Origin of the sequence: Flavobacterium azizsancarii, assembly GCF_027980145.1 — a bacterium.
Taxonomy (GTDB): Bacteria; Bacteroidota; Bacteroidia; order Flavobacteriales; family Flavobacteriaceae; genus Flavobacterium; species Flavobacterium azizsancarii.
On sequence record NZ_JAMZNK010000005.1, the window covers coordinates 1 to 24,372 of the forward strand.

General features: G+C 33.1%; 21 protein-coding genes. 13 read left to right on the forward strand and 8 right to left on the reverse strand.

Annotated elements, in window-relative coordinates; all coding sequences use genetic code 11:
• Positions 1 to 789: 789 nt before the first annotated feature.
• Both NJT12_RS04390 and NJT12_RS04395 read right to left on the reverse strand, forming a co-directional pair.
• Complete coding sequence (locus NJT12_RS04390; protein ID WP_271334688.1) at positions 790 to 1,434, reverse strand: endonuclease III domain-containing protein; 645 nt, start codon at positions 1,432 to 1,434, stop codon at positions 790 to 792.
• Positions 1,435 to 1,482: 48 nt separating this feature from the next.
• Complete coding sequence (locus NJT12_RS04395; RefSeq protein ID WP_271334689.1) at positions 1,483 to 2,349, reverse strand: alpha/beta fold hydrolase; 867 nt, start codon at positions 2,347 to 2,349, stop codon at positions 1,483 to 1,485.
• Positions 2,350 to 2,487: 138 nt separating this feature from the next.
• On the opposite strand from NJT12_RS04395, the gene NJT12_RS04400 reads away from it, so the two are divergent.
• The 6 genes from NJT12_RS04400 to NJT12_RS04425 all read left to right on the forward strand — a co-directional run bounded on the left by NJT12_RS04400 (position 2,488) and on the right by NJT12_RS04425 (position 12,110).
• Entirely contained in the window at positions 2,488 to 3,915 is a 1,428-nt protein-coding gene (locus NJT12_RS04400; protein ID WP_271334690.1) for a glycogen synthase, read from the forward strand.
• Positions 3,905 to 5,185 carry a glucose-1-phosphate adenylyltransferase gene (locus tag NJT12_RS04405; RefSeq protein ID WP_271334691.1) on the forward strand — a complete coding sequence of 427 codons (1,281 nt, stop codon included), beginning with the start codon at positions 3,905 to 3,907 and terminating at the stop codon, positions 5,183 to 5,185. Before NJT12_RS04400 ends, NJT12_RS04405 begins: the two co-directional genes overlap by 11 nt.
• 36 nt (positions 5,186 to 5,221) lie before the next feature.
• Positions 5,222 to 7,126, forward strand: a complete 1,905-nt coding sequence (gene glgB / locus NJT12_RS04410; RefSeq protein WP_271334692.1) for a 1,4-alpha-glucan branching protein GlgB — start codon at positions 5,222 to 5,224, stop codon at positions 7,124 to 7,126.
• 202 nt (positions 7,127 to 7,328) lie between these two features.
• The gene (locus tag NJT12_RS04415) at positions 7,329 to 9,728 is read left to right on the forward strand and encodes a glycoside hydrolase family 31 protein (protein WP_271334693.1); all 2,400 of its coding nucleotides are present in this window, start codon (positions 7,329 to 7,331) and stop codon (positions 9,726 to 9,728) included.
• Positions 9,729 to 9,814: 86 nt separating this feature from the next.
• On the forward strand, positions 9,815 to 10,627 hold the full coding sequence (locus tag NJT12_RS04420) for a M48 family metallopeptidase (RefSeq protein ID WP_271334694.1): 813 nt from the start codon (positions 9,815 to 9,817) through the stop codon (positions 10,625 to 10,627).
• Between the two features lie 163 nt (positions 10,628 to 10,790).
• Complete coding sequence (locus NJT12_RS04425; RefSeq protein WP_271334695.1) at positions 10,791 to 12,110, forward strand: MFS transporter; 1,320 nt, start codon at positions 10,791 to 10,793, stop codon at positions 12,108 to 12,110.
• An 88-nt stretch (positions 12,111 to 12,198) separates the two neighbouring features.
• On the opposite strand, the gene NJT12_RS04430 is transcribed toward NJT12_RS04425, so the two are convergent.
• The 4 genes from NJT12_RS04430 to NJT12_RS04445 form a co-directional block, all read right to left on the reverse strand.
• The gene (locus tag NJT12_RS04430) at positions 12,199 to 12,933 is read right to left on the reverse strand and encodes a head GIN domain-containing protein (protein WP_271334696.1); all 735 of its coding nucleotides are present in this window, start codon (positions 12,931 to 12,933) and stop codon (positions 12,199 to 12,201) included.
• Between the two features lie 44 nt (positions 12,934 to 12,977).
• Positions 12,978 to 14,039, reverse strand: coding sequence for a DUF4097 family beta strand repeat-containing protein (locus NJT12_RS04435; RefSeq protein ID WP_271334697.1), 1,062 nt, complete (start codon positions 14,037 to 14,039; stop codon positions 12,978 to 12,980).
• Entirely contained in the window at positions 14,023 to 14,565 is a 543-nt protein-coding gene (locus NJT12_RS04440) for an anti-sigma factor (protein WP_271334698.1), read from the reverse strand. The genes NJT12_RS04435 and NJT12_RS04440 overlap by 17 nt, the downstream gene beginning before the upstream one ends.
• Before the next feature lie 84 nt (positions 14,566 to 14,649).
• Positions 14,650 to 15,204 carry an RNA polymerase sigma factor gene (locus NJT12_RS04445; RefSeq protein ID WP_271334699.1) on the reverse strand — a complete coding sequence of 185 codons (555 nt, stop codon included), beginning with the start codon at positions 15,202 to 15,204 and terminating at the stop codon, positions 14,650 to 14,652.
• Between the two features lie 338 nt (positions 15,205 to 15,542).
• On the opposite strand from NJT12_RS04445, the gene NJT12_RS04450 reads away from it, so the two are divergent.
• From NJT12_RS04450 to NJT12_RS04480, 7 genes are all read left to right on the forward strand, one after another.
• Entirely contained in the window at positions 15,543 to 15,917 is a 375-nt protein-coding gene (locus NJT12_RS04450; protein WP_271334886.1) for a DUF6252 domain-containing protein, read from the forward strand.
• A gap of 132 nt (positions 15,918 to 16,049) precedes the next feature.
• Complete coding sequence (locus NJT12_RS04455; protein WP_271334700.1) at positions 16,050 to 16,400, forward strand: hypothetical protein; 351 nt, start codon at positions 16,050 to 16,052, stop codon at positions 16,398 to 16,400.
• Between the two features lie 240 nt (positions 16,401 to 16,640).
• Positions 16,641 to 19,094: an endopeptidase La gene (lon, locus tag NJT12_RS04460; RefSeq protein WP_271334701.1), complete on the forward strand. Its 2,454-nt coding sequence runs from the start codon at positions 16,641 to 16,643 to the stop codon at positions 19,092 to 19,094.
• Between the two features lie 561 nt (positions 19,095 to 19,655).
• Positions 19,656 to 20,258, forward strand: coding sequence for a murein L,D-transpeptidase catalytic domain-containing protein (locus NJT12_RS04465; protein WP_271334702.1), 603 nt, complete (start codon positions 19,656 to 19,658; stop codon positions 20,256 to 20,258).
• Between the two features lie 121 nt (positions 20,259 to 20,379).
• Entirely contained in the window at positions 20,380 to 20,982 is a 603-nt protein-coding gene (locus NJT12_RS04470) for a murein L,D-transpeptidase catalytic domain-containing protein (RefSeq protein ID WP_271334703.1), read from the forward strand.
• Positions 20,983 to 21,017: 35 nt separating this feature from the next.
• Positions 21,018 to 21,710 carry a (d)CMP kinase gene (gene cmk, locus NJT12_RS04475; protein WP_271334704.1) on the forward strand — a complete coding sequence of 231 codons (693 nt, stop codon included), beginning with the start codon at positions 21,018 to 21,020 and terminating at the stop codon, positions 21,708 to 21,710.
• 68 nt (positions 21,711 to 21,778) lie between these two features.
• Positions 21,779 to 23,155 carry a nucleoside permease gene (locus NJT12_RS04480; RefSeq protein WP_271334705.1) on the forward strand — a complete coding sequence of 459 codons (1,377 nt, stop codon included), beginning with the start codon at positions 21,779 to 21,781 and terminating at the stop codon, positions 23,153 to 23,155.
• Between the two features lie 67 nt (positions 23,156 to 23,222).
• Here NJT12_RS04480 and dctP read toward each other — a convergent pair whose 3' ends face one another.
• The gene (dctP, locus tag NJT12_RS04485) at positions 23,223 to 23,684 is read right to left on the reverse strand and encodes a TRAP transporter substrate-binding protein DctP (RefSeq protein ID WP_271334706.1); all 462 of its coding nucleotides are present in this window, start codon (positions 23,682 to 23,684) and stop codon (positions 23,223 to 23,225) included.
• On the reverse strand, positions 23,657 to 24,190 hold the full coding sequence (locus tag NJT12_RS04490) for a type 2 periplasmic-binding domain-containing protein (protein WP_271334707.1): 534 nt from the start codon (positions 24,188 to 24,190) through the stop codon (positions 23,657 to 23,659). Before NJT12_RS04490 ends, dctP begins: the two co-directional genes overlap by 28 nt.
• Positions 24,191 to 24,372: the final 182 nt, after the last annotated feature.

A 24,372-nucleotide genomic window follows, 5' to 3' on the forward strand; every position in this document is an offset into this window, starting at 1 on the left:
TAAGCCCGCCTGCGCAGATGGTACTGCAGTTATGTGGGAGAGTATGTCGTCGCCTTTCTTTTGAAAACCCTGTTTCTAGCGAAACAGGGTTTTTTGTTTTACAAAATACTGGGGTAATGTTTTATAATGCTTTGTAGTTTAACCGCAAAGTGCGCAAGGAAAGTTTGTAATTGTTAAGTTCGCAAAGCTGGATCCGATGATATTTTGTGACCAAATGCAATTGTGGAAAGTTGTTTTGTTTTAGATTTTTTCTGGAAATCAAGTGTGGTTTAACCGCAAAGTGCGCAAAGTAGTTTTAAATTCTTTGTAAATACAAAGTTCGCGAAGCTGGATGGGTAATGTTTTGGATTTTTCTGAAAATCAAGTTTGGTTTAACCGCAAAGCGCGCAAAGTAGTTTTAAATTCTTTGTAAATACAAAGTTCGCAAAGATGCATGGGTAATGTTTTGGATTTTTTCTGAAAATCAGGTATGGTTTAACCGCAAAGGACGCAAAGTAGTTTAAATTCTTTGTGAATGCAAAGCTCGCAAAGGCTAAACGTAAAAAAACTTTGAAATTTGGATTTTTAAAATTTGGAATTTCTTTTAAAAATAAATTTTGTAGTTAACCATAGATCGCGTTAGGGATGGCAGCGGTATCCTTTTGCGAAAAACCATACTTCTAAAAAAACAAAATATCTTAGGCAAAAGATTTAGCGAACAGCCCGACCCGGAGGGAAACGCCATAAAGATAATTATTACTTCAATAATTTATATCATTAAATATTATCCAACAGACTAAAAAACTAGGTTTAAATTACTTCTGTCAAATAGTAATGACATACATCTGTAAGCAAACATTCTTCGCATTTTGGTTTTGGTCGGCAAGTCTCTCTTCCTAAGAATGAAATTGCCATTCCAATCTCTGACCAAATTGATTTTGGCAATACCTGCATTAGATCTTTTTCGACCTTATTTCCGTCTTTGCTTTCTTTTATTATTCCAATTCGGGGAGCTACGCGAATTACGTGCAAATCTGCTATAATACCTTCGGCAGGTTTGTGAGTTTCTCTTAAGATAACATTTGCAGATTTTCGACCAATACCCTTTAACGCAGTCAATCCTTGCATTGTCAAGGGAATATCCTGATCATTTTTTATAGTTTTGGCAATTTCGAGAAGCCATTGTGCTTTTGTCGGATAATTTCGAATCTTGCTTATATATGGAATAAAAGTTTCTGAATCAGCTTCAGATAAACTTTTTAGTGTTGGAAATTTAGCAAATAAATCAGGCGCAATAGTATTAATATTTGCGTCAGAATCCTGAGCAGATAAAACTACCATAACTAATAGCTGGTAAGTATTTTTATATTCTAAGGGATGTTTTTTTCCTTTATATTTTTTTAAAATAGGTTTTAACTTAGTTTCCCAATCTGATGTTTCTCCAAATAAATTCATCGTAATGCAGTTTTTAGATTAAACAATAAAAGTATAACTATCACAAAATTAGGTACTTTTGATGAAATCAAGAATTTTTTTTATAACATTTTGATTGCCAAGGATTTTTCTGTGTCCTAAGCCTTCAGTTAAGAATAAACTTCCATTTTTCAGATGTTTGTGAATGTGAATTCCTGCTTCTACAGGAACTTCCGGATCATCTTTATCGTGAATTACCAGAACAGGAATCTGAATTTTTTGTCCCGCCCGATAAGCTGAAAAATCATCCATTTTTACTTGGTATTTATCTTCAAAGAGAAAACGAAGACGCTCGCTAAATTTTTGTTTTAATCCAAGCTTCAAAATAAATTCATCTAAAATATCCTGCACAATATCTCCGCTTCCAATAACGATAGCTTTTTTTACTTTTAAACCATCTTTAATTGCGTTTAGAACAGACATTCCGCCAAGTGAATGCCCAATTGCAATTTCAAAGGGACCATATTGCTTTTCTATTTCCAGAATAGAATCAATAAATTCAGACATTATTGTTGTTGTTCCCTCAGATTTTCCATGAGCGGGCGCATCAAAACTTATAGTGGAGTAACCTTTTTGAACAAGTTCATCGGCTATTTTGAATAACTGTGTACCGCGACCGGACCAACCGTGAACTAACAAAATTTTCTGGTCACTTTTTCCATACTTATATGTAACGATACTTTTGTTAATTGCCGGAACGAAAATTCTATTCTTGATACTTTTGTCATCCATCTCAAACTCTCGTTTGGGAGTTTTATGTTTTATGGGAGTTGTAAAAAGCTTTGCCGCAAATTTCGTAGCCAGCTTTGGTGAGATAAAAGCGAGTAATTTACCGGAAAGTATAATAACCTGTGGAATTTTTAAGGATTGAGTAGGATTAGTAACCTTTTTTGCCATATTAATAATTTTTGTCTGAAGCCTTAATTATGCTTATTTTTTCCTAAATTTAGGAAACATAAAAGTAAGATATAAATGAATGCTTACTAAAAAAAATAATTTAGAAATTAGTTTTATTAATACGATTATAAATTCTACATGGAAATATTTCATATTAGCGCCGAGTGCTATCCTATGGCAAAAGTAGGTGGTTTGGCGGATGTTGTTGGGGCATTACCAAAATATCAAAAGAATGCAGGTCATCAGGTTCGGGTTGTTGTTCCGTGTTATAACACAAAGTTCAAAAATGAAAATGATTTTGATTGTGTTCATCAGGGAAGCATATCTCTGGGAGATTTTGATTTTCCGTTTAGAGTATTAAAGGAGACAACGGATAAGTTAGGTTATGAATTGTATCTGATAGAAATTAGTGAATTGTTTAATCGTGATAATATTTACGGCTATGACGACGATATAGAACGATTTTTATCATTTCAAATAGCTGCTTTAGATTGGATTTTGACGAGAAATACGGTACCTAATATTATTAATTGTCATGACCATCATACAGGATTAATTCCATTCCTGGTTAAATATGGTTATAAATATGAAAGTTTAAGGACTGTGAGAACAGTTATTACGATTCATAATGCTTTATACCAAGGTTGGTTCGGTTTTGATAAATTACGTTATTTACCAGAATTTGATTTAACTCATGTTGGATTCTTAGAGTGGAACAATTCCATTAACTCATTGGCAGTCGGAATTAAATGCGCACATGCTGTTACCACTGTTTCTCCCAGCTATCTGAATGAAATAAATATTTCTGCAAATGGATTAGAAACATTGTTTAGGTCGGTTAGGGAAAAATCAAAAGGAATTTTAAACGGAATCGATTTTGAAGTATGGAATCCGTCTAAAGATCAAATGATTGCTGAAAACTATGCGATTGAAACTTCTGAAACAGGAAAACAAAAAAACAAGGAAAAACTATGCGAGCAATTTGAATTAGATGCTACAAAACCACTGTTTAGTTTTATTGGCCGTTTATTTGAAGAAAAGGGAGGCGATTTATTGCCTCAGGCATCAGCATTGGCCTTATCTGAAAATTTCGAAAATATTAATATTCTGATTTTAGGATCGGGAAATTCAGCAATAGAAGAACAATTACTGCAGTTGCGAAATGATTATAATGGCAATTATAATGTTTTTATAGGTTATAATGAAGAATTAGCGCATTTGATTTATGCAGGTTCAGATTATATTTTAATGCCTTCAAGAGTAGAACCTTGTGGTTTAAACCAAATGTATGCTTTGCGTTATGGAACAATTCCAATTGTGAGAAGAACAGGAGGTTTGCGAGATACAGTAATTGATTTTGGCGATAACGGAAACGGAATATGTCATGATCAGGCTTCGGTTGGAGATATTTGTTATTCGGTCAATCGTGCTGTGAAATTATACAATGATAAAATAAGTTTTTATAAAATAAGAAAAATGGGAATGGAAATTGACCATTCCTGGGAGCGAGTTTGCCAAGAATATATCGAGATATACACCTTAATAATTGAGAAAAATGAAGTTTAAAAAGAAAAATGTAGTTGCCATTATTTTAGGAGGAGGACAAGGATCACGTTTGTATCCATTAACAGAAACCAGATCAAAACCGGCAGTTCCAATTGGAGGGAAATACCGATTGGTCGATATTCCTATTTCAAATTGTATCAATTCTGATATTTTCAAAATATTTGTTTTGACACAATTTAACTCGGCATCTTTAAATGCACATATTAAAAACACATTCAATTTTAGTATTTTCAGTCAGTCATTTGTTGACATTTTAGCAGCAGAACAAACCCCGGATAATCCAACGTGGTTTCAAGGAACTGCAGATGCTGTTCGACAATGTATGTCACATTTTTTAAAACACGATTTCGATCACGCTTTGATTCTTTCAGGTGACCAATTATATCAAATGGATTTTAACGAAATGCTGGAAGCGCATATTGCGGCAAATGCAGAAATTTCTATTGCAACTTTACCGGTAAATGCTAAAGACGCTCCGGAGTTTGGAATTCTAAAAACAAATCATGAGAATTGTGTCGAAGCTTTTATCGAAAAACCAGATGCGTCATTATTACCGCAATGGGAATCTGAGGTAAGCGAGCATATGGAAGAAAAAGGCAAAAAATACCTGGCTTCGATGGGAATCTATATTTTTAACAAGCCATTGCTTGAAGAATTAATGGCGAATCCGGATACAAAAGATTTTGGTAAGGAAATCATTCCGCAAGCTGTAGGTAAACATAAAATTTTGAGCTATCAATATGAAGGATATTGGACAGATATTGGGAATATTGAATCATTTTTTGAGGCTAATATTGGTTTAACTGCGGATATTCCTGAATTTAATTTGTTTGACAACGAGAATAAGATTTTTACCAGACCAAGATTATTACCTCCATCTAAATTTAGAAATTCTATCATAAATCAGTCATTAATCTCTGAAGGCTGTATAATTAACGCTAAGGAGATAAAAAGTTCTGTGATTGGTATTCGATCCAGAATTGGGGTAGGTACTGTATTGGAAAATTGTTACGTAATGGGGAACGATTTTTATCAGGACCTAGATGAGATGAATAATGAAAGTACTATTAATAAGATTCATGTAGGTATAGGTGAAAATTGTTTTATAAAGAACGCCCTGATCGACAAAAATGTGCGAATAGGAAACAATGTTCATATTAACGGCGGAAAACATTTAGACAATTTTACTAATGAATTGTACAGTATAAAAGATGGTATCGTAGTAATTAAAAAAGGGGTTGTACTCTCGGATAATTTTAGAATCGAATAAAACTATTAAAATTAATTATTGCCATAAAAACCAAATATGAGTAAAGTTGTCACGCATTCTTTGTTTACTGATTTTGATATTGATTTATTCAAAGCGGGAAAACACTTCAAATTATACGAAAAATTAGGAGCGCATTTAGTTGAAGTTAACGGAATAAAAGGCGTTTATTTTGCGGTTTGGGCTCCAACAGCTCAATCTGTTTCTGTTGTGGGGGATTTTAATTATTGGACCCAAGGCGAGCATTTGCTGCAGGTACGTTGGGATTCTTCCGGAATTTGGGAAGGTTTTATTCCTGATGTTGTAAAAGGTGCGGTGTATAAGTATAAAATTGAATCTAGCATTAATCGAATTGTCACTGAGAAAGCTGATCCTTTTTCTTTGTATTGTGAAAAACCACCTCATACGGCTTCTGTTGTATGGGATCTGGATTATAAATGGAAAGATGAAAAATGGATGCAATCGCGTCCGGAAATAAATGGTTTAGATAAACCTTATTCTGTTTATGAAGTACATTTGGGATCGTGGAAACGTGGTGACAATAACCGTTTTTTGACTTATCTTGAACTTGCTGATGATTTGGTAAACTACGTAAAAGAAACAGGTTTTACACACGTCGAATTTATGCCAATAATGGAGTATCCTTATGATCCGTCGTGGGGATATCAATTGACTGGATATTTTGCCCCCACGTCTCGTTTTGGGAAGCCACAGGATTTTATGGTTCTGGTTGATAAACTGCATCAGGCAGGAATTGGAGTGATTTTAGACTGGGTTCCGTCACATTTTCCAGATGACGCACACGGCTTAGGGTTCTTTGACGGATCGCATCTATACGAACATCCTGATCGCAAAAAAGGATATCATCCTGATTGGAAAAGTTTGGTTTTTAATTATGGACGTAATGAAGTTCGCGCATTTTTAATAAGTAATGCTGTTTTCTGGCTCCAACATTATCATGTTGATGGTTTACGCGTCGATGCCGTAGCTTCGATGTTATATCTTGATTATTCAAGAAATGAAGGAGAATGGGAACCCAATATTTACGGTGGTAGAGAAAATCTGGATACCATTAGTTTTCTTAAAGAATTTAATGAAGTTATCTACGCTAACTTCTATGGAGTTCAAACTATTGCTGAAGAAAGCACTTCGTTTCCTATGGTTTCAAGACCAACTTTTACAGGTGGTTTGGGCTTTGGAATGAAATGGATGATGGGATGGATGCACGATACATTAAAGTATTTTCAGAAAGAAACTGTTTATAGAAAATACCATCAGAATGATTTGACATTTTCGATGACGTACGCCTTTACTGAAAATTTTATGCTTCCGTTTTCTCATGACGAAGTTGTTTATGGAAAAAAATCACTAGCGAATAAAATGCCCGGCGACGAATGGCAAAAATTTGCTAATTTGAGATTATTATACGGTTATATGTTTACTCATCCAGGAACTAAATTATTATTTATGGGTTCTGAATTTGGGCAAAGCGATGAATGGAACTTTGAAAAAAGTTTAGACTGGCATTTACTGCAATACGATTACCATTCCGGAATAAAAAAGCTGATTACAGATCTCAATCAATTGTATAAATCTCGTCCTGCGCTGTATGAAAAACAATTTTCGGGAGAAGGTTTTGAATGGATTAATTATTCGGATCATCAAAATGCTGTTTTGTCTTATATCCGAAAAGGAAATAATCCGGAAGAAAACATAATTGTGGTTTGCAATTTTACCCAGGTAATTAGGGAAAATTACAGAATAGGAATACCTAAAAAAGGCAAGTTAAAAGAGATTTTTAACAGTGATGCTGTCATTTACGGCGGCAGCGGTGTTGGAAATGCCAAAACCTTAAAAACTGAAGCTATAGCTTATGATGGCAGGGATTATTCTGTCGAATTAATTTTACCTCCATTAAGTGTTACCGTTTATTCTTATTCGTAAAAAGATAAGGAGTTTTTTTACAGTACCAATTTGTTAGTTTTACGATTTAAAATTATCGAATTGTTTATTTTTTAAGTAATAATTAGAGACTCATTCAGAAAAAACGTTTTCGTGAATAAACCTTTTATTGATAGCCGTTTAAGAGGTTTTTTTGTATGTTTGAAAGAGAGACAGAGTCAGAATAATTAATTCATTTAGCGATATGATTACAAATACATCATTAGAATATAAAGGCGATTTATATCCCTCAAAAATTGTTTCGTTTGAACATGAAGGAGATTCTATATTTTTTAATACAGACAATAAAGTAATATTAAAAGTTACAATTCTAAGGGACAGTTTGATCCGTTTTCGTTTTACTACAAAAGGCTATTTCAGTAACGATTTTTCATATGCAATTGATAAATCGCAGTTACATGGTTATAATTTTTTAGAACTTACAGAAGAAGAAACTTATTTCCAGATCAGAACAAGTAAAGTAAAATGTAAAATTCAGAAAATCGATCTTCGTTTGTCTATTTATGATTTAAATGATCTTTTAATCCTGGAGGACGAACTTGGCTTTCATTGGGAAGAGAGCTATGAATACGGTGGAAATATCGTAAAAATGAGTAAATCTTCTAAAGACGGAGAATGTTTTTACGGATTAGGAGATAAAGCCACGCAAATGAATTTAAAAGGCAAAAGACTTGAAAATTTTGCCACAGATCAATATGCTTATCAAAAAGAACAAGATCCTTTATATAAAGTAGTTCCTTTTTATATAGGACTGCAAAACAAACAATCTTACGGTATTTTCTTCGACAATACCTTTAGAACTTTTTTTGATTTTTGTCAGGAAAGAAGAAATGTTACCAGCTTTTGGGCAGAAGGTGGCGAAATGAATTATTATTTTGTTTACGGTCCTCAAATGCAAGATGTTGTTACGACATACACAGACTTAACGGGTAAGCCTGAATTACCGCCACTTTGGGTTTTGGGATATCATCAATGCAAATGGAGTTATTATCCTGAAAGTAAAGTAAAAGAAATTACGTCAAAATTTAGAGAATTAAAAATTCCTTGCGATGCCATTTATCTGGATATTGATTATATGGAAGGGTTTCGATGTTTTACATGGAATAAAGATTATTTTCCTGATCCAAAACGAATGGTGGCTGAATTAGCGGAAGATGGTTTTAAAACTGTCGTAATTATCGATCCGGGAATCAAAATAGATAAGGATTACTGGGTTTATCAGGAAGCTTTAGAAAAAGATTATTTCTGTAAAAGAGCCGATGGACCTTATATGAAAGGAAAAGTATGGCCGGGAGAATGTAATTTTCCAGATTATACAAATCCCGTAGTTAGAGAATGGTGGGCGGGATTATTTAAAGAATTAATTTCAGATATTGGTGTAAAAGGAGTTTGGAACGATATGAATGAGCCTGCAGTTATGGAGGTGCCAAATAAAACATTTCCAATGGATGTTCGCCACGATTACGACGGAAATCCTTGTAGCCATAGAAAAGCACATAATATTTATGGTACACAAATGGCAAGAGCGACCTATCATGGCGTGAAGCGCTTTGCATATCCTAAACGTCCTTTTGTAATAACGAGATCTGCATATTCAGGAGCACAACGTTATACTTCGTCGTGGACAGGAGATAATGTCGCAACCTGGGAACATTTGTGGCTTGCTAATATTCAGGTACAAAGAATGTGTATTTCCGGAATGGGATTTACAGGTTCAGATATTGGAGGTTTTGCTGAGCAGCCAACCGGAGAATTATACGCACGATGGATTCAGTTAGGAGTATTTCATCCTTTTTGCAGAACACATTCATCCGGGGACCATGGCAATCAGGAACCTTGGGCTTTTGATGAAGAAGTGATTAATATTACCAGAAAGTTCGTTAGTCTTCGCTATCAATTATTGCCTTATTTGTATACCATGTTCTGGCAATATATTGAAGAAGGAATTCCAATGTTGAAACCATTGGTATATTATGATCAGGACGATACGCAAACGCATTATCGTAACGATGAATTCATTTTTGGAAATCAAATATTAGTATGCCCAATTCTTGAACCTAATGCTGTAGGTAGACGTATGTATATCCCAAGAGGTGAATGGTATAACTATTGGACAAATGAGTTTTCTACAGGAGGAAGAGAAGTATGGGTAGATACAAAATTTGACGAAATTCCACTATTTGTAAAAGCAGGTGCAATAATACCAAAATATCCTGTTCAGCAATATGTTGGCGAACTTGAATTTGATGAATTAACACTTGATTTATACTTTAAAAACGGTAAAGAAAAATCAGTAGTTTATGAAGATGCCCAAGATGGTTACGACTATAAAAAAGGTAGATACAGCTTCTTGTCTTTTCGAACTATTGGTAAAGAAAAAGAACTTATAATTCAACTTCATAAAGAAGGAAAATACGATACACCTTACTCAAAATATAAAATCAATTTAATTGGATTGCCATTTAAAGTAACAGAAATTGAAATCGACAATGAAAAGGTTGCATTTGACGCCATCGCTTTTGAAGAGAATCATTTCTTACTGGTTGATAAAGAGTTCAATGAACTTCATATTATTGGAGAGTAAGTAAATTTTGGTATTTTCCTGATTAATTATGTAAATCATAAAGTAATAATAATTGTATTTTTGTGTGTTTTAAAAATATATCGATCATGAAAAAACAATTAATATTGGGAATTTTTACAGCTGTTTTGATAGTTGGTTGCGCTACAAATCCTGTTACAGGAAAGAAAAACCTAAATTTCGTTTCAAACAGTGAATTGTTTCCGTCCTCTTTTCAACAGTATAATACTTTTATAACAGAAAATAAAGTTATAACAGGTACTGCAGATGCAAAAAGAGTAGAAGCAGTTGGAATGAGAATTAAAGCTGCTGCAGAAAAATACCTGACATTTTTAGGACAGTCGCAATACTTAAAAGATTATCGATGGGAGTATAAATTAGTTGACAGTAAAGAAGTGAATGCCTGGTGTATGCCTGGTGGAAAAATTGTTGTGTATTCAGGAATTTTACCTATTACTCAAAATGATGCAGGTTTAGCCACAGTTATGGGTCACGAAGTTTCGCACGCATTAGCCAACCACGGAGCACAAAGAATGAGTGCCGCACAATTGCAACAAATTGGCAGCGCCGCATTAGATGCTGCAACAAGCACAAAATCTGAGGTAACCAGACAAATATTTGCTCAAGCTTACGGTGTTGGTTCTGAAGTAGGAGTGATGCTTCCGTTTAGCAGAAGTAATGAAACTGAAGCTGATAAAATAGGATTAACCTTAATGGCAATTGCAGGATATAATCCGGATGATGCAATTGCATTCTGGACTAGAATGTCTGCTAAATCTGGGGCTGGAGGTACACCTGAATTCATGAGTACACACCCCTCTGACGCAACAAGAATTGCAAATATAAGATCGCTAATTCCGGAAGCAAAAGCAACAGCACTAAAAGTAGGAGTTATAAAATAAAAAATATTACATTATTCAATACAAGTTATTAAAGCTATTCTTTTAAGAGTAGCTTTTTTTTTGTAAAAATTGTTTATAATTTATTAATGTACGATTTATCAAAATTCTACCTGATTATAATAAAAATTGGATAAATTCGTAGCCTGTTAACAAAACCATGTCTATGAAAAACTTACAAAAAGGAGATAAAAAACTGCTAAACGCCTGGGCCTTTTATGATTGGGCAAATTCAGTTTATACCCTTACAATTGCATCTGCAGTATTTCCTATTTTTTACGAAGCCTTATTTGCGAAGCGCGATCATTATATTGATGTTTTTGGCATGCATTTGAAAAACTCGGCTTTGATCAGTTTTATTACAGCGATGGCATTTTTGTTTGTTTCTTTTATGTCCCCATTATTATCAGGAGTTGCTGATTATGTAGGAAATAAAAAATCTTTCATGAAGTTTTTCTGCTATCTGGGAGCTACATCTTGTATCGGATTATATTGGTTTGACCTTGATAATATTTATATCGGATTGGCTTTTTATTTTTTAGGATTAATTGGTTTTTGGGGAAGTTTGGTTTTTTACAATTCTTACTTACCGGACATCGCTTTTGAAGAGCAACAAGATAGTATTAGCGCTAAAGGATATTCGTTAGGATATATTGGAAGTGTAATTTTATTGATCATCAACCTGGCAATGATTATGAAACCAAAGCTTTTTGGAATTACGGGATCAGACGGGGAAGCAGCAATGAAAGCAATGCGTTATTCGTTTGTAATGGTTGGTGTCTGGTGGATCGTATTCAGTCAGTATACTTATTATTACTTGCCGAATGGAAGAAAAAATAATAATGAAAAATTAACAAGATCAACTATCTTTAATGGCTTTAATGAATTAAAGAAGGTTTGGGCATTATTAAAACAAAACATTCCGCTAAAACGTTATTTGGGAGGTTTTTTTGTTTCAAGTATGGCAGTACAGACTGTATTATTGGTAGCCACCTATTTTGGAGCCCAGGAAATTCAATGGGAGTCTAAAGAAGAATCTACAATTGGTTTGATTGTTAGTATTTTACTGATACAAATAATAGCTGTTGCCGGAGCAATATTAACCTCAAAAGCCTCGGCTAAATTTGGAAATATTCCAACCCTGATCGTGATTAACGCTATTTGGGTAGTATTTTGTGTGATTGTTTATTTTATTTATTTGCCAATCCACTTTTATATTGCCGCAACTATTGCAGGATTTGTAATGGGGGGAATTCAGGCACTGTCGCGTTCTACATATTCAAAGTTATTACCTGAAACAGAAGATACAGCTTCCTTTTTTAGTTTTTATGATGTTGCTGAAAAAATAGGAATCGTAATAGGAATGTGTGTTTACGGAATTATAGATCAAATTACAGGAAGTTCCCGTTCTGCGATTGTTATTTTGGGAATATTCTTTGTCACAGCCATTTTTCTATTGAGAAGAATACCAAAAAAGGCACTTTAAATTAATTAAAGTGCCTTTCGGGGATTTAAGTTGTCATGAAACACGACAAAGCTGTATAGTTTGATTGATGATGTTTTTTTTTAGATAATTATACTTTTGAGATATTTCCTGAGCCCGAAACTTTTACATCACGTTTTTCAGGATTCCCTGTGTATTTAATATTTCCTGAACCAGAAACTCGTGCAGTTAAACTTTCCTTGCAGTTAATTTTGCTGTTTCCAGACCCTGAAACGTTTACATCAACAATTTTTGATTGCAAATCGGTAGTGTCAATATCGCCAGATCCTGAAAGTTTTGTAGTAAAACTGTCTGCATTTCCTTTTAATTGTACATTTCCTGAACCGCTTAGATTTAATTCTAAAGTATTGGAATCAACAGCAAGATAAAAATTTCCTGAACCGGATAATTTAGCAAGAAGCTTATCATTTTTAATAACATCTTTTGACTGAACGTTTCCTGAACCAGATAAAGTCACTTCAGATATTTTTTCAAATGGTATAGTTACCTGGATCTTTTTACCCATGCTAGGCCTGATATTTATGCCTTTTTCGGTGTAAATTTTCAATACATCTCCTTCAACTTCAACTTTTATGGCTGATATTAAGTTCTCTTCCCCTTTAATGATGATCTTTCCTTCTTTTCCTGCTACTAGATCTACATCAAAAGAGCCCGATATTTTTATAGCATCATAATCAGCTGTTGTTCTTGTCTCAGTAACGATGTTACCATTTCCTTTCTTTTTATCGTTAGATGACCATTGTGCATTTGCAATAAAAGTTATTAAAAACGCTCCACACACTAATAATTGAATTGATTTTTTCATTTTTTTGATTTTTTTGATTTTTATTTTTTGACTGATTTTCGAAACTATTGCCTTTTGGTTAATATTACATTACCATAATTAGAATTTACAATGACTTTATTTTGCCCTTTTTTCTTATTGTACCCACTTAATCTTTTTGCATTATTTTTAATTTCACTAACGAAAACTTCTAAAGAACTATCACTTTTTATGCTGCCGTACTTTGTATTTATATCAAAATCAAAAGCAAAGTTTGCATTGTATCCCAGCGATACGTTTGTATATCCTGTATTGATATTTACATTTTTTGATTTCTCATTAAGCGATTCTACATTTATCTTAGAATAAGTTGCATCGATATTCAGGTTGCTCGAAATCTCTGCAATAGATATTGTTACATAATTACTGCTGCCAACGAGTGAATTTATTTTTTGAAATTTAAAACTGCCGTAATTCCCTTTGAATTTAATGTTTTGCCCCTCCATTATTGAGACGTCAGTATAATTTGCATCGACATTTAAATTTCCGGATTCATTTATTTTTATTCCTGAATAACGTGCTTCAATGTTTCCGTTTTTAATGTAATCAATACTCGAGTTTTGGCTGTATCCAATTTCGATTCTATTGCTGTCGCCATTAAGTTTGCCAAGTATGATCTTACCATATTTACAAGAAATATCCGCAGTAGATTCTAAATTGAGAGTTGTAATGTTCCCGTATTTATTATTAAGTTTTACAGTTCCGTTTTTAGGAATTTTAATTACATAATTAATTTCAAAACTGTTGCTGCTTCCTCGGCTTTTTAAGGAGGAATTACCAAGATTTGTTACCGCAGAAACTAAATGTTTAAGAGCAGTAATATCAACATCAATACTATTTAACCGTTCATTGACCCAATTTTCATTTCCTCCCGAAACTTTTATTGTAATGTCAACATCGATTTTGTCTTCATCCCATGTACTTACTGTGATGTTCCCATATTTATTATCGATGTCTATTCCTGCATTGGAATTGACGATATAGGTTTTTTTGATGTTTTTTTGTTTAGAAATAAAGCTGTCATCATTTGAAAATCCTAATAAAGGAATCAAAAGAAATAAGATTAGTATGCTATAATGTTTTTTCATGTGTTGTAGTATTTTTAAATTTTTCATTTTCTTCAATTCTCTGTAATACCGTTTGTAAAAAAGATATTCGGGTTTGAAGGTTGCTAATCATAGCGTAAATAATCTGTTTGTTTTCGCCATTTTTCTGAACTTCTTTTATAATTTTTGTATAATCAGCATCAAAAACTTTCATTTGCTTTAACGCGTCATTTATAATTTGTTCATTTTCCGGCGAACTTTTTTCTTTTAATTTAACCAACTCATTATCAATTAAAATACTGAAGATCGAATCTGTTCTTTGCGTTTCTTTCGATGCGAATTTAAATTCCTTTGGTTTTTCATTATTGTTATAGAACAAAGAGATCCCAAGCAATACTACAATCGACGCAGCTATTGCCCAAACGGCATTATTTTTTTTCTTAGGTTGTTTCTTTTTGTTTAATTTGTGTAAGAAATCAACCTGATGGTCAGCATTCATTCTTTTAACATCCCATTGATTCTCGAATTTTTCAAATAATTGATCTAAATCGTCATTTTCCTTTTTCATATATCTAAAATTTATTTTTTAATGGTGAATCTGCTATCGCTTTTTTAATCATTTGTGCGCACAAACTTTTTGTTTTCAGCAATCTCATATCTCCTCTAATTTTTTTCGCAAACTTTCTTTCGCCCTGCTCAATGTAGTCCGGCAATTGGCATAGGAAATATTTAAAATTTCGCAAATCTCCTCCTGATCATAACCTTCAATGTAAAAGAGCGTTAACACCATCCTGTAATTGTCTTTTAAACTTAAAATTGAATCCAAGACCTGTTTCACTTTAAGTGAATTCAAATCTATATTTTCAGAAAAGAAGCTGTCGTTTTCTTCTATTTTATATAATGTTTTACTTAGGTCTTCGACCTGAAACGCATTATTTTTTTTATAAAAGTCAATACTATAATTGACAATTATTTTTTTTAACCATGCTCCAAAAGCTACTTCTTGTCTGTAATCATTAATTTTTGTAAAAGCCTTAAGAAAACCTTCTTGCATGACGTCTTGTGCAAAATGTTCATCTTTTACAATACGGTAGGCCACATTATACATGGCTTTACTGTAACGATTGTAAACTTCGAATTGTGCCTTTTGATTGTTTTCTTTACAAAGCGCGATTAATTCTTCGATATTTTGGTTAGTTATATTCAAGTAATGATTGCTAGTTTTTAATAATGACTTTGCTTTTTTTGATTTGTTACACTTTGGATAAAAATAAATGTATTTTTTTTGATAATAGCTTTAATAATTTAGATATGATAAAATTTACAGTTGCAAATCATACTTATTGTAAGATTTTTTACTTAGTTTTGAGCGGTATAATATTTTAACCTTACAATAAATTATTTATGAAAAAAAAATAAATTTTATTCCTTTTACTTTTTGTTTTAGGAATCTCTTTTAATTCTTGTACCAAAGACTTTGAGGATGGGTTAAATTATAATAACGGGAACGGAAATGGTAACGGAAACCCTTCAATTAATACAGGAATCTTTACTGCAACAGTGGGAGGACATGCTTTTGTGGGAGATCAGGTACAAGCTATTGTAACTGATGATTATGTGGCAATTGAGGGTATTAGATCTTCTAAAGGCGATTTAATTCAAATAATTCTGCCAAGTAATAAAGTAGGAACATATACATGGAAAAACAGTAACGAAAATGCTGAAAATTTTATATTGGCTTATGCTTTAGAAATTGGAGGAGATGCATTTGCAAGTATATCAGAGGAGGACGCGGCACTTTTTGAAATTCAGGGATATACAGATACAGCAATAGTTAAAATTACAGATGTAGACAAAGACAAAAAAACTATTTCAGGCACCTTTCAGTTTACAGGATTTAGAGAGTTGAGCAATAAATAGGGCAGAAACAAAAGTAATTACTAATGGTTCATTTACGAATATATTTTACACACAAATTTACCAATTGAAGAACCTGATCATTTTCTTACCGCAAAAATAGACGGAGTTGAGTTTATTGAAGACAAAATTGATGTGGCCAGCATAAGTTCCCTGGGAGCTTATCCTTATTACAGTATTGTAGGGAAAAAGAAAGGCGACAATGCAGACAGTATAGGTGTTAGTATAGATCACTCATACTCAGTTGGAACTTATCCAGCTTCTAGTGTTTTACTAAATGGCGGAGAGAATACTGTACATGTTGCGAGTGCTTATTGCAGGATAAACGGTACTCTGTATAATTTAGAATCAGGTTCGGTTATTATTACTTCGAAATCTGCAACACGCATGAAAGGCAGTTATAGTTTTGTTGTTAGTGATTTTGATAAAATTAATAAAAAGTCAATCACAGGATCCTTTGACATTAGTATAGTAGACCTGAATTAGTAACTATGCAAAAAAGAATCCACCTTTGGGTGGATTTTTTTTTGGTAAAACAATTTGATTTTACTAGATTGGCTCGCTAAATAGATAATATATTATCCATTTTGGCACAGTGATTGTCTCTTTTAAAGATCTATCTTGTAAATGAGACGCTTAGTATGTTTTTATTACATATTAATGAATCTAAGACTACATTTGAAGTTAGGATTAAAAATTTAATGACAAAACGACTTATATACTATTATGTCAGACCATAAAATACTTACTATTGACAATCTGTCACTTCAGGAATTTGATTCAGAAGCAGAATTGATTCCATTATTAACTCCAGAAGACGAAGAGGAAATGAACAATGAAGAGCTTCCGCTTTCGTTACCTATTTTACCATTACGTAATACTGTTTTATTTCCGGGAGTTGTAATTCCAATTTCTGCGGGAAGAGATAAATCGATTAAATTAATAAACGATGCAAACGCAGGCGGTAAAATAATTGGAGTTGTTTCTCAAATTAATGAAGAAGATGAAGATCCGTCAAAAGATGATATTCATAAAATAGGTACTGTAGCAAGAATTCTGCGTGTTTTAAAAATGCCTGACGGAAATGTTACCGTTATTCTACAAGGAAAAAAACGTTTTGAAATAGATGAGATCGTTTCAGAGGATCCTTATATTAATGCAACTATCAAAGAAGTTTCAGAAGAACGTCCGGAAGAGAATGATACTGAATTTACAGCTATTTTAGATTCAGTAAAAGAATTGGCGATTCAAATTATAAAAGAAAGCCCAAACATTCCATCAGAAGCAACTTTTGCTATTAAAAACATTGAAAGCCAATCGTTTTTGATCAATTTTGTTTCTTCAAACATGAATTTATCCGTAAAAGAGAAGCAAGGTTTGTTATCGATAAACGGATTAAAAGAAAGGGCGCTTGAGACTTTACGTTATATGAACGTGGAGTTGCAAAAATTAGAATTGAAAAATGACATCCAGTCAAAAGTTCGTTTTGATTTAGATCAGCAGCAACGTGAATATTTCCTTCATCAGCAAATGAAAACCATTCAGGAAGAATTGGGAGGCGTTTCGCAAGAGGAAGAAATGGACGAAATGGGTCTGAAGGCAAAAACTAAAAAATGGGATGAAAAAACGCAAAAGCATTTCGAAAAAGAATTGTCTAAAATGCGTAGAATGAATCCGCAATCGCCTGATTTCGGAATTCAGCGTAATTATTTAGAATTGTTTTTAGAGTTGCCATGGGGCGAATATTCTAAAGATAAATTCGATTTAAAATACGCTCAGAAAATATTAGATAAAGATCATTTTGGACTTGAAGAAGTTAAGAAAAGAATGATCGAACATTTGGCCGTATTGAAACTTCGTAACGATATGAAATCGCCAATTATATGTTTGACAGGACCTCCGGGAGTTGGTAAAACTTCGATTGGCCGTTCAGTGGCCGAAGCTTTAGGTCGTGAATATGTGCGTATTTCGTTGGGTGGTTTACGTGACGAAGCTGAAATTCGCGGACACAGAAAGACTTATATTGGTGCAATGCCGGGTAGAATTATCCAGAGTTTGAAAAAAGCGGGAACATCAAATCCTGTATTTATTTTAGATGAAATAGATAAACTTTCCAGCGGTAATAGCGGAGATCCTTCTTCTGCTTTGTTAGAAGTGTTGGATCCGGAACAAAACAATGCTTTCTATGATAATTTCCTTGAAATGGGATACGACTTGTCTAAAGTTATGTTTATCGCTACCTCAAATAATATGAGCTCAATTCAGCCCGCTTTGCGTGACAGAATGGAAGTGATTAAAATGTCAGGTTATACAATTGAAGAAAAAGTAGAAATTGCTAAAAGGCATCTCTTTCCGAAACAATTAGAAGCTCACGGATTAACAACTAAGGAGTTGACAATTGGTAAAAAACAATTAGAGAAAATCGTAGAAGGATATACACGTGAATCTGGTGTACGTAACCTGGAAACTAAAATTGCTCAGGTTATTCGTAATGCAGCAAAATCAGTTGCAATGGACGAGGAGTACAATAAAAAAGTGACTGACGAAGATATTCTTAAGGTTTTAGGCGTGCCAAGATTAGAACGTGATAAATACGAAAACAATGATGTTGCCGGAGTTGTTACAGGTTTGGCCTGGACAAGTGTTGGTGGTGATATTTTGTTTATTGAATCATTGATCTCTGAAGGAAAAGGTTCTTTGACGATTACCGGAAATCTGGGTAATGTAATGAAAGAATCTGCCACGATTGCTTTAGAATACATTAAAGCCAATGCTAAAAAATTAGGATTAAGTGTAGAGCTGTTCCAAAAATATAATATCCATTTACACGTTCCGGAAGGTGCAACACCAAAAGACGGACCAAGCGCGGGTATTGCCATGCTGACTTCTTTGGTTTCGTTGCTAACACAAAAGAAAGTAAAGAAAAGCTTAGCTATGACCGGCGAAATAACTCTTCGAGGAAAAGTTTTACCAGTAGGAGGGATCAAAGAAAAAATCTTAGCAGCAAAAAGAGCTAATATTAAAGAGATCATTTTATGTCACGAGAACAAAAGCGACATCGATGAAATTAAATCAGAATATTTAGAAGGCTTAACTTTTCATTATGTAAAAGAAATGAGTGAAGTTTTAGCTTTAGCGATAACAGATCAGAATGTTAAAAACGCGAAGCAGTTGAAATAGTTTCAGTTAAAATTATAAACTTAAAAATCCAAATTCCAGGACTAATTGTCCAATGGGATTTGGATTTTTTTATTATTTTCTGAAGTTATATAATTTTATATTTATAATTGCGTTATTTCCATATGGAAAATATCCTAAAAAACGATTTGTTATGTTAAACTGGAAGTGTAATAAGAAGGGGAAATACAATAAATTATGATAAAGATTTCAATTAATTGCTATTTAATCATAGAATCTAAATTCTGAGGCGGTATTATAGAATAATTCCTTGTGTAACGGTTTCTCACACTCGCGAGTCGCCTTATAAAGAGTAAAAATAGAGGTAGTGTATTCAGCCTTCGAAAGTTAATTAATTGTATTGGCAAAGTAATTGATTTGTGGTTTTTATATAAAATTAAAAAAAAATTATGTAAATTTGGCGCTGGTAATTCCTGATCCTCAGGAGTTTCATCAGTTTTTGTTTAAAAGTGAAAAAGTTAAAGTTTAATTATTCGTATTCAAGATATATATTGGCAACTAACACAAGTCTTTTTAGTCTAATCTTAAATTTTCAATAGTTATATGAAAATAATCAGTTTGTTTTTATTTGTGACTGTAGGGTTTTTTACGGCCTCAAAACATTACTTTAAAGAAGATGATGTGATGACTACTGTGGAAGTAGAAAGAATGAATACCAGAGTGAGCGAAATACGAAACATGATTAGTATTGATCCTAAGTACAATACTAAGATTGCTTTTTTTGTTGACATGAGAATACCATCAGGCAAAAATCGCTTTTTTGTTTATGACCTTGTAAACAATAAGATAATAGATCAAGGCCTTGTTGCTCACGGTTCCGGATCTGAAACGGGAGTAAAAGGAAGTCTGAGATTTAGTAATACACCCAATTCAAATTGCACAGCATTAGGCAGATATGCTATAGGAAAATGTTATAAGGGAGGATTTGGTAAAGCTTACAAATTAAGCGGTTTAGATCAAACTAATGACAATGCTTTGTCGAGAGCTATTGTTTTGCATTATTATTCAGCGGTTCCATATGAGGAGCAGGATTATTATATCAGTAATAGCCATGGGTGCCCAATGGTTAACGAGCAATTCTTTAAGAGAATCGAAAAAATAATAGATACTTCTAAGTCAAATATCGTTTTGGATATTTACTATTAAATACTTCACATAACTTATATTCTTGTACTTGGTTTGTTATTGAGATAGTTCTCAATAGTAAGTGCTTATTTCTGGCAATTGGTCTTTTTTAAATCATTAATAAATTAACTGTAAGCATAATATGAAGAAGATTTTTTTTATTTTTCTTTTAATGTTATCGCTTTTTATTGGATATGTAATTGTTTTTAAAAAGAAAGATTTCTCTTTGCTTAATACGAAAAGTATTGACATAGCTCAGATCGATGCCGTTAAAAAGATCGTAAACAGTAGCGCAAAGTATAATAAAAATTTTGCTTTTTTTATTGACATGAAAGTGCACTCAGGTAAGTTTCGTTTTTTTGTTTATGATTTAAAAAATAATAAAATAATCGACAGAGGAATCGTTGCGCATGGTTCCGGTTCTGAAACGGGAATTAAAGGAAAGCTTAAATTTAGTAATATCCCAAATTCACTAAGTACTTCATTAGGCACATATTCTATAGGAAATCAGTATTACGGTAAGTTTGGAAAATCTTACAGACTACACGGATTAGATGCGACAAATAGTAATGCATTTAGTCGTGATATTGTATTTCATTATTATTTTGATGTTCCATATAAAGAACAGGATAACTATATTTGCAACAGTTACGGTTGTCCTATGGTAAATAAAAAATATTTTAACCGAATCGCTCAAATAATCGATAACTCAAAATCACATATTGTTATGAGTATTTATTATTAAGAGCCATAACTATTTAAACTTTAAAAAATAAAACATTGAAAAAAATTACGGTTGCTATTGATGGATTTTCATCAACAGGAAAAAGCACTTTAGCAAAACAATTAGCAAAAGAGTTGGAGTATGTTTATGTCGATACCGGAGCAATGTATCGCGCCGTTGCTTACTTTGCAATGCAAAATCACTTTATAGGTACTGACTCTTTTGACAAAAAAGCCCTGGTTGATGCTTTGCCAAAAATTCAATTAGAGTTTAAATTCAATGCTGATTTAGGGTTTGGCGAAATGTACCTGAATGGCGAAAACGTTGAAAAGCAAATTAGAACTATAGAGGTTTCCAGTTTTGTCAGTAAAGTAGCAGAAGTTTCTGAAGTGCGTTCTAAATTGGTAGAACAACAAAAAGAAATGGGGAAAAACAAAGGAATAGTTATGGATGGCAGGGATATAGGAACGGTTGTTTTTCCGAATGCCGAACTTAAAATTTTCATGACTGCAAGTGCTGAAACCCGTGCACAAAGACGTTTTGATGAGTTACAGGAAAAAGGAGATGATGTATCTTATGAGGATGTTTTAAAAAATGTAGTCGAGAGAGATTATATAGATACACACCGTGAAGATTCGCCTTTAATAATTGCTGATGATGCAATAGAAATAGATAATTCCTACTTAAATAGAGAAGAGCAATTTTCAGCTGTTTTAGAATTGATAAATGATGTTGTTAAAACGAATTAAATTTTTGTAGATATTTATTTTAATGGTAGTTTTACCGCTTCATTTATTAAAAAAGACAATTTCATCATATGGGAATTAAAAACAGGTTGATTATAATGAGCTTTCTTCAATTTTTTGTTTGGGGAGCCTGGCTTATAACAATTGGAAATTATTGGTTTGGAACTAAAAATTGGGAAGGAACCCAATTTGGTCTTGTTTTTGGAACCATGGGAATCGCTTCCTTATTTATGCCCACTCTTACCGGAATTATTGCAGATAGATGGATAAACGCAGAAAAGTTATATGGTTTTTTACATATAATCTATGCATTGGTTTTATTTGGCATTGCTCAAGTTACTACACCGGATAATTTTATATACGTAATGTTTGCTGCAATGTGCTGTTATATGCCAACAATTGCTTTGAGTAATTCGATTTCGTATACTTCACTAAAATTAAATAATAAAAACATAGTAAAAGATTTTCCGCCTATTCGTGTTTGGGGAACTATTGGTTTTATTGCTGCAATGTGGATTACTAATTTAAGTGGAAGTAAAGCAACTGAATATCAGTTTTATATTGCCGGAGTTGGTGCGTTAATTCTTGGGGTTTATGCTTTTACATTGCCAAAATGTGCGCCACAGCGATTGACTAAAGAAGATGCCACGTTAGTAGAAACTTTAGGTCTGGAAGCTTTTAAGCTATTTGGAAATTATAAAATGGCTTTGTTTTTTGTGTTTTCTATGTTTCTGGGAGGCGCATTACAATTGACAAATGCTTATGGAGATGTATTTCTGGATGAATTCAAACATTTTCCAAAATATGCAGATTCTTTTGTAATTCAATATTCGACTATTATTATGTCGATCTCTCAGGTTTCTGAAACTTTGTTTATTTTGGCAATTCCGTTTTTCTTAAGACGTTTTGGTATCAAACAAGTAATGCTAATTAGTATGTTGGCTTGGGTCTTGCGTTTCGGATTATTCGCTTTTGGAGATCCTGTAGGAGGATTATGGATGATTATTATGTCTTGTATTGTTTACGGAATGGCATTTGATTTCTTTAATATCTCCGGTTCATTATTCGTAGAAAGCAATACTGATTCTAAAATACGCTCATCAGCACAAGGGTTATTTATGATGATGACCAATGGAGTAGGAGCGGTTTTAGGAAGTTTAACTTCAGGTTGGGCTATTGATCGTTTCTTTACAAAATCATTTACTAATACAACTGAATTAGCAGGTTTTTTACAAACAGACAGCACGAATTCTAAAATGCTGGAATTTGTAAAAGGACAAGGAAACTCAATTTCGACAGAGGGAATTTTCACAAATCCAATCTTAATGAAAGACTGGCATACAATCTGGTTGTCGTTTGCGGCTTATGCTTTGGTGATCGCAATTGCTTTTGCTGTTTTATTCAAGCATAAACATGACCCGAAGGAAATAGAAAATTTAAGTCATTAATGACTTTATAATATATAAAAATCCCGTTTTCGATTTATTGAAAACGGGATTTTTGTTTTTGGAAATTTTACTTAGTGAAATCATTTAAAATAACGCTGACTTTTTCAACAATAGTACTGGCGTCTTTAATGTTTTTTGATTCTTGTTCTTTTGCCCAATTGCGTTGGACTTCTTTATAACGAGTCATGTCTTGCCATTCTTTAACTTCTTTAGATTTTAAAATTCGGATATTTACACCATCATTTTTCATGCTTTTTATCATAGCAGTAAAGATTTTATCCATTACAGCACCTAAAGTTTTATATGCACTTTCAGCAGCGCGTTGAATGGCTTGTTGGTCTTCTTTTGCAAGACTGTTCCATGTATCTTTATTCATGACCAGAAGATAAACGTGTCCTAGCCATAATTCTTTTGAAGCGACAACATTAGGAGCGACTTCATGAGCATTTATATCATGTCCGCTATCAATGTTTACCATAAGCCCGTCTAAAGTGCCTTCTTTCAAAGCACCATAAACTCCTTTGCCCATGGCATCGTAACAGGAATAGCTCCTGCATTTTGTAGAAAATCTTTGTGCCAAAAACTGGCAGATCGCCACTTTTCGCCCTTAATGTCCTGGAGATTATTTAATGGTTTTGTACTTAAGAAAGCTACTGGAAATCCAGTTGCAAAAAATACGTTGACTACGTTTTGTTTTTCTAATTCTTCCGGAAAAGCTGGAATTTTCTCATTTACTTGACGAAAGAATTTTACTTGATTATCTCCGGTTGGACCTTTTGGAAAACTTTTAAAGATTTGATGTAAGGGCAGATTATTTGCTACATATTCAGGAACGACAATAGACACGTCTGTAGTATTATCTTTCCCCGTTGCTTGTAAAGCATCGTAGCCAGTTGCAATTTCGCTTCCCCAATGATCATCTATTTTTAAGCGTCCTTTTGATTCTTTTTCAATTGCAGGAAAGAAAACTTCTTTTATGAATCGGGTTCGCATTCCGCCGAGTGGTTCATGATCCGAATATTTTAGGATTTTCACTGTTGATTTTTGTGCATTAACTGATAAGATAATCATTGTGAATAGAGTGGAGAAAAATGTTTTTTTTCATTGTTTTTGCTTTTATATTTAAATAGGAGGCAAAATATAATTTTATTTATCACGCATTTGTCCCGAAACGGTTTAAATAATCTCAAAACTATCAAAATAAGACATAAAATTCT

Excerpts from the sequence above, each read along its gene's own strand:
- NJT12_RS04465 (WP_271334702.1), top strand. The coding sequence starts at position 19,656 with ATGAAAATAATCAGTTTGTTTTTATTTGTGACTGTAGGGTTTTTTACG.
- NJT12_RS04415 (WP_271334693.1), top strand. The coding sequence starts at position 7,329 with ATGATTACAAATACATCATTAGAATATAAAGGCGATTTATATCCCTCA.
- NJT12_RS04435 (WP_271334697.1), bottom strand. The coding sequence starts at position 14,039 with ATGAAAAAACATTATAGCATACTAATCTTATTTCTTTTGATTCCTTTA.
- glgB (WP_271334692.1), top strand. The coding sequence starts at position 5,222 with ATGAGTAAAGTTGTCACGCATTCTTTGTTTACTGATTTTGATATTGAT.
- NJT12_RS04430 (WP_271334696.1), bottom strand. The coding sequence starts at position 12,933 with ATGAAAAAATCAATTCAATTATTAGTGTGTGGAGCGTTTTTAATAACT.
- NJT12_RS04390 (WP_271334688.1), bottom strand. The coding sequence starts at position 1,434 with ATGAATTTATTTGGAGAAACATCAGATTGGGAAACTAAGTTAAAACCT.
- lon (WP_271334701.1), top strand. The coding sequence starts at position 16,641 with ATGTCAGACCATAAAATACTTACTATTGACAATCTGTCACTTCAGGAA.
- NJT12_RS04470 (WP_271334703.1), top strand. The coding sequence starts at position 20,380 with ATGAAGAAGATTTTTTTTATTTTTCTTTTAATGTTATCGCTTTTTATT.
- NJT12_RS04480 (WP_271334705.1), top strand. The coding sequence starts at position 21,779 with ATGGGAATTAAAAACAGGTTGATTATAATGAGCTTTCTTCAATTTTTT.
- NJT12_RS04400 (WP_271334690.1), top strand. The coding sequence starts at position 2,488 with ATGGAAATATTTCATATTAGCGCCGAGTGCTATCCTATGGCAAAAGTA.
- dctP (WP_271334706.1), bottom strand. The coding sequence starts at position 23,684 with ATGGGCAAAGGAGTTTATGGTGCTTTGAAAGAAGGCACTTTAGACGGG.
- NJT12_RS04425 (WP_271334695.1), top strand. The coding sequence starts at position 10,791 with ATGAAAAACTTACAAAAAGGAGATAAAAAACTGCTAAACGCCTGGGCC.
- NJT12_RS04440 (WP_271334698.1), bottom strand. The coding sequence starts at position 14,565 with ATGAAAAAGGAAAATGACGATTTAGATCAATTATTTGAAAAATTCGAG.
- NJT12_RS04395 (WP_271334689.1), bottom strand. The coding sequence starts at position 2,349 with ATGGCAAAAAAGGTTACTAATCCTACTCAATCCTTAAAAATTCCACAG.
- NJT12_RS04420 (WP_271334694.1), top strand. The coding sequence starts at position 9,815 with ATGAAAAAACAATTAATATTGGGAATTTTTACAGCTGTTTTGATAGTT.
- NJT12_RS04405 (WP_271334691.1), top strand. The coding sequence starts at position 3,905 with ATGAAGTTTAAAAAGAAAAATGTAGTTGCCATTATTTTAGGAGGAGGA.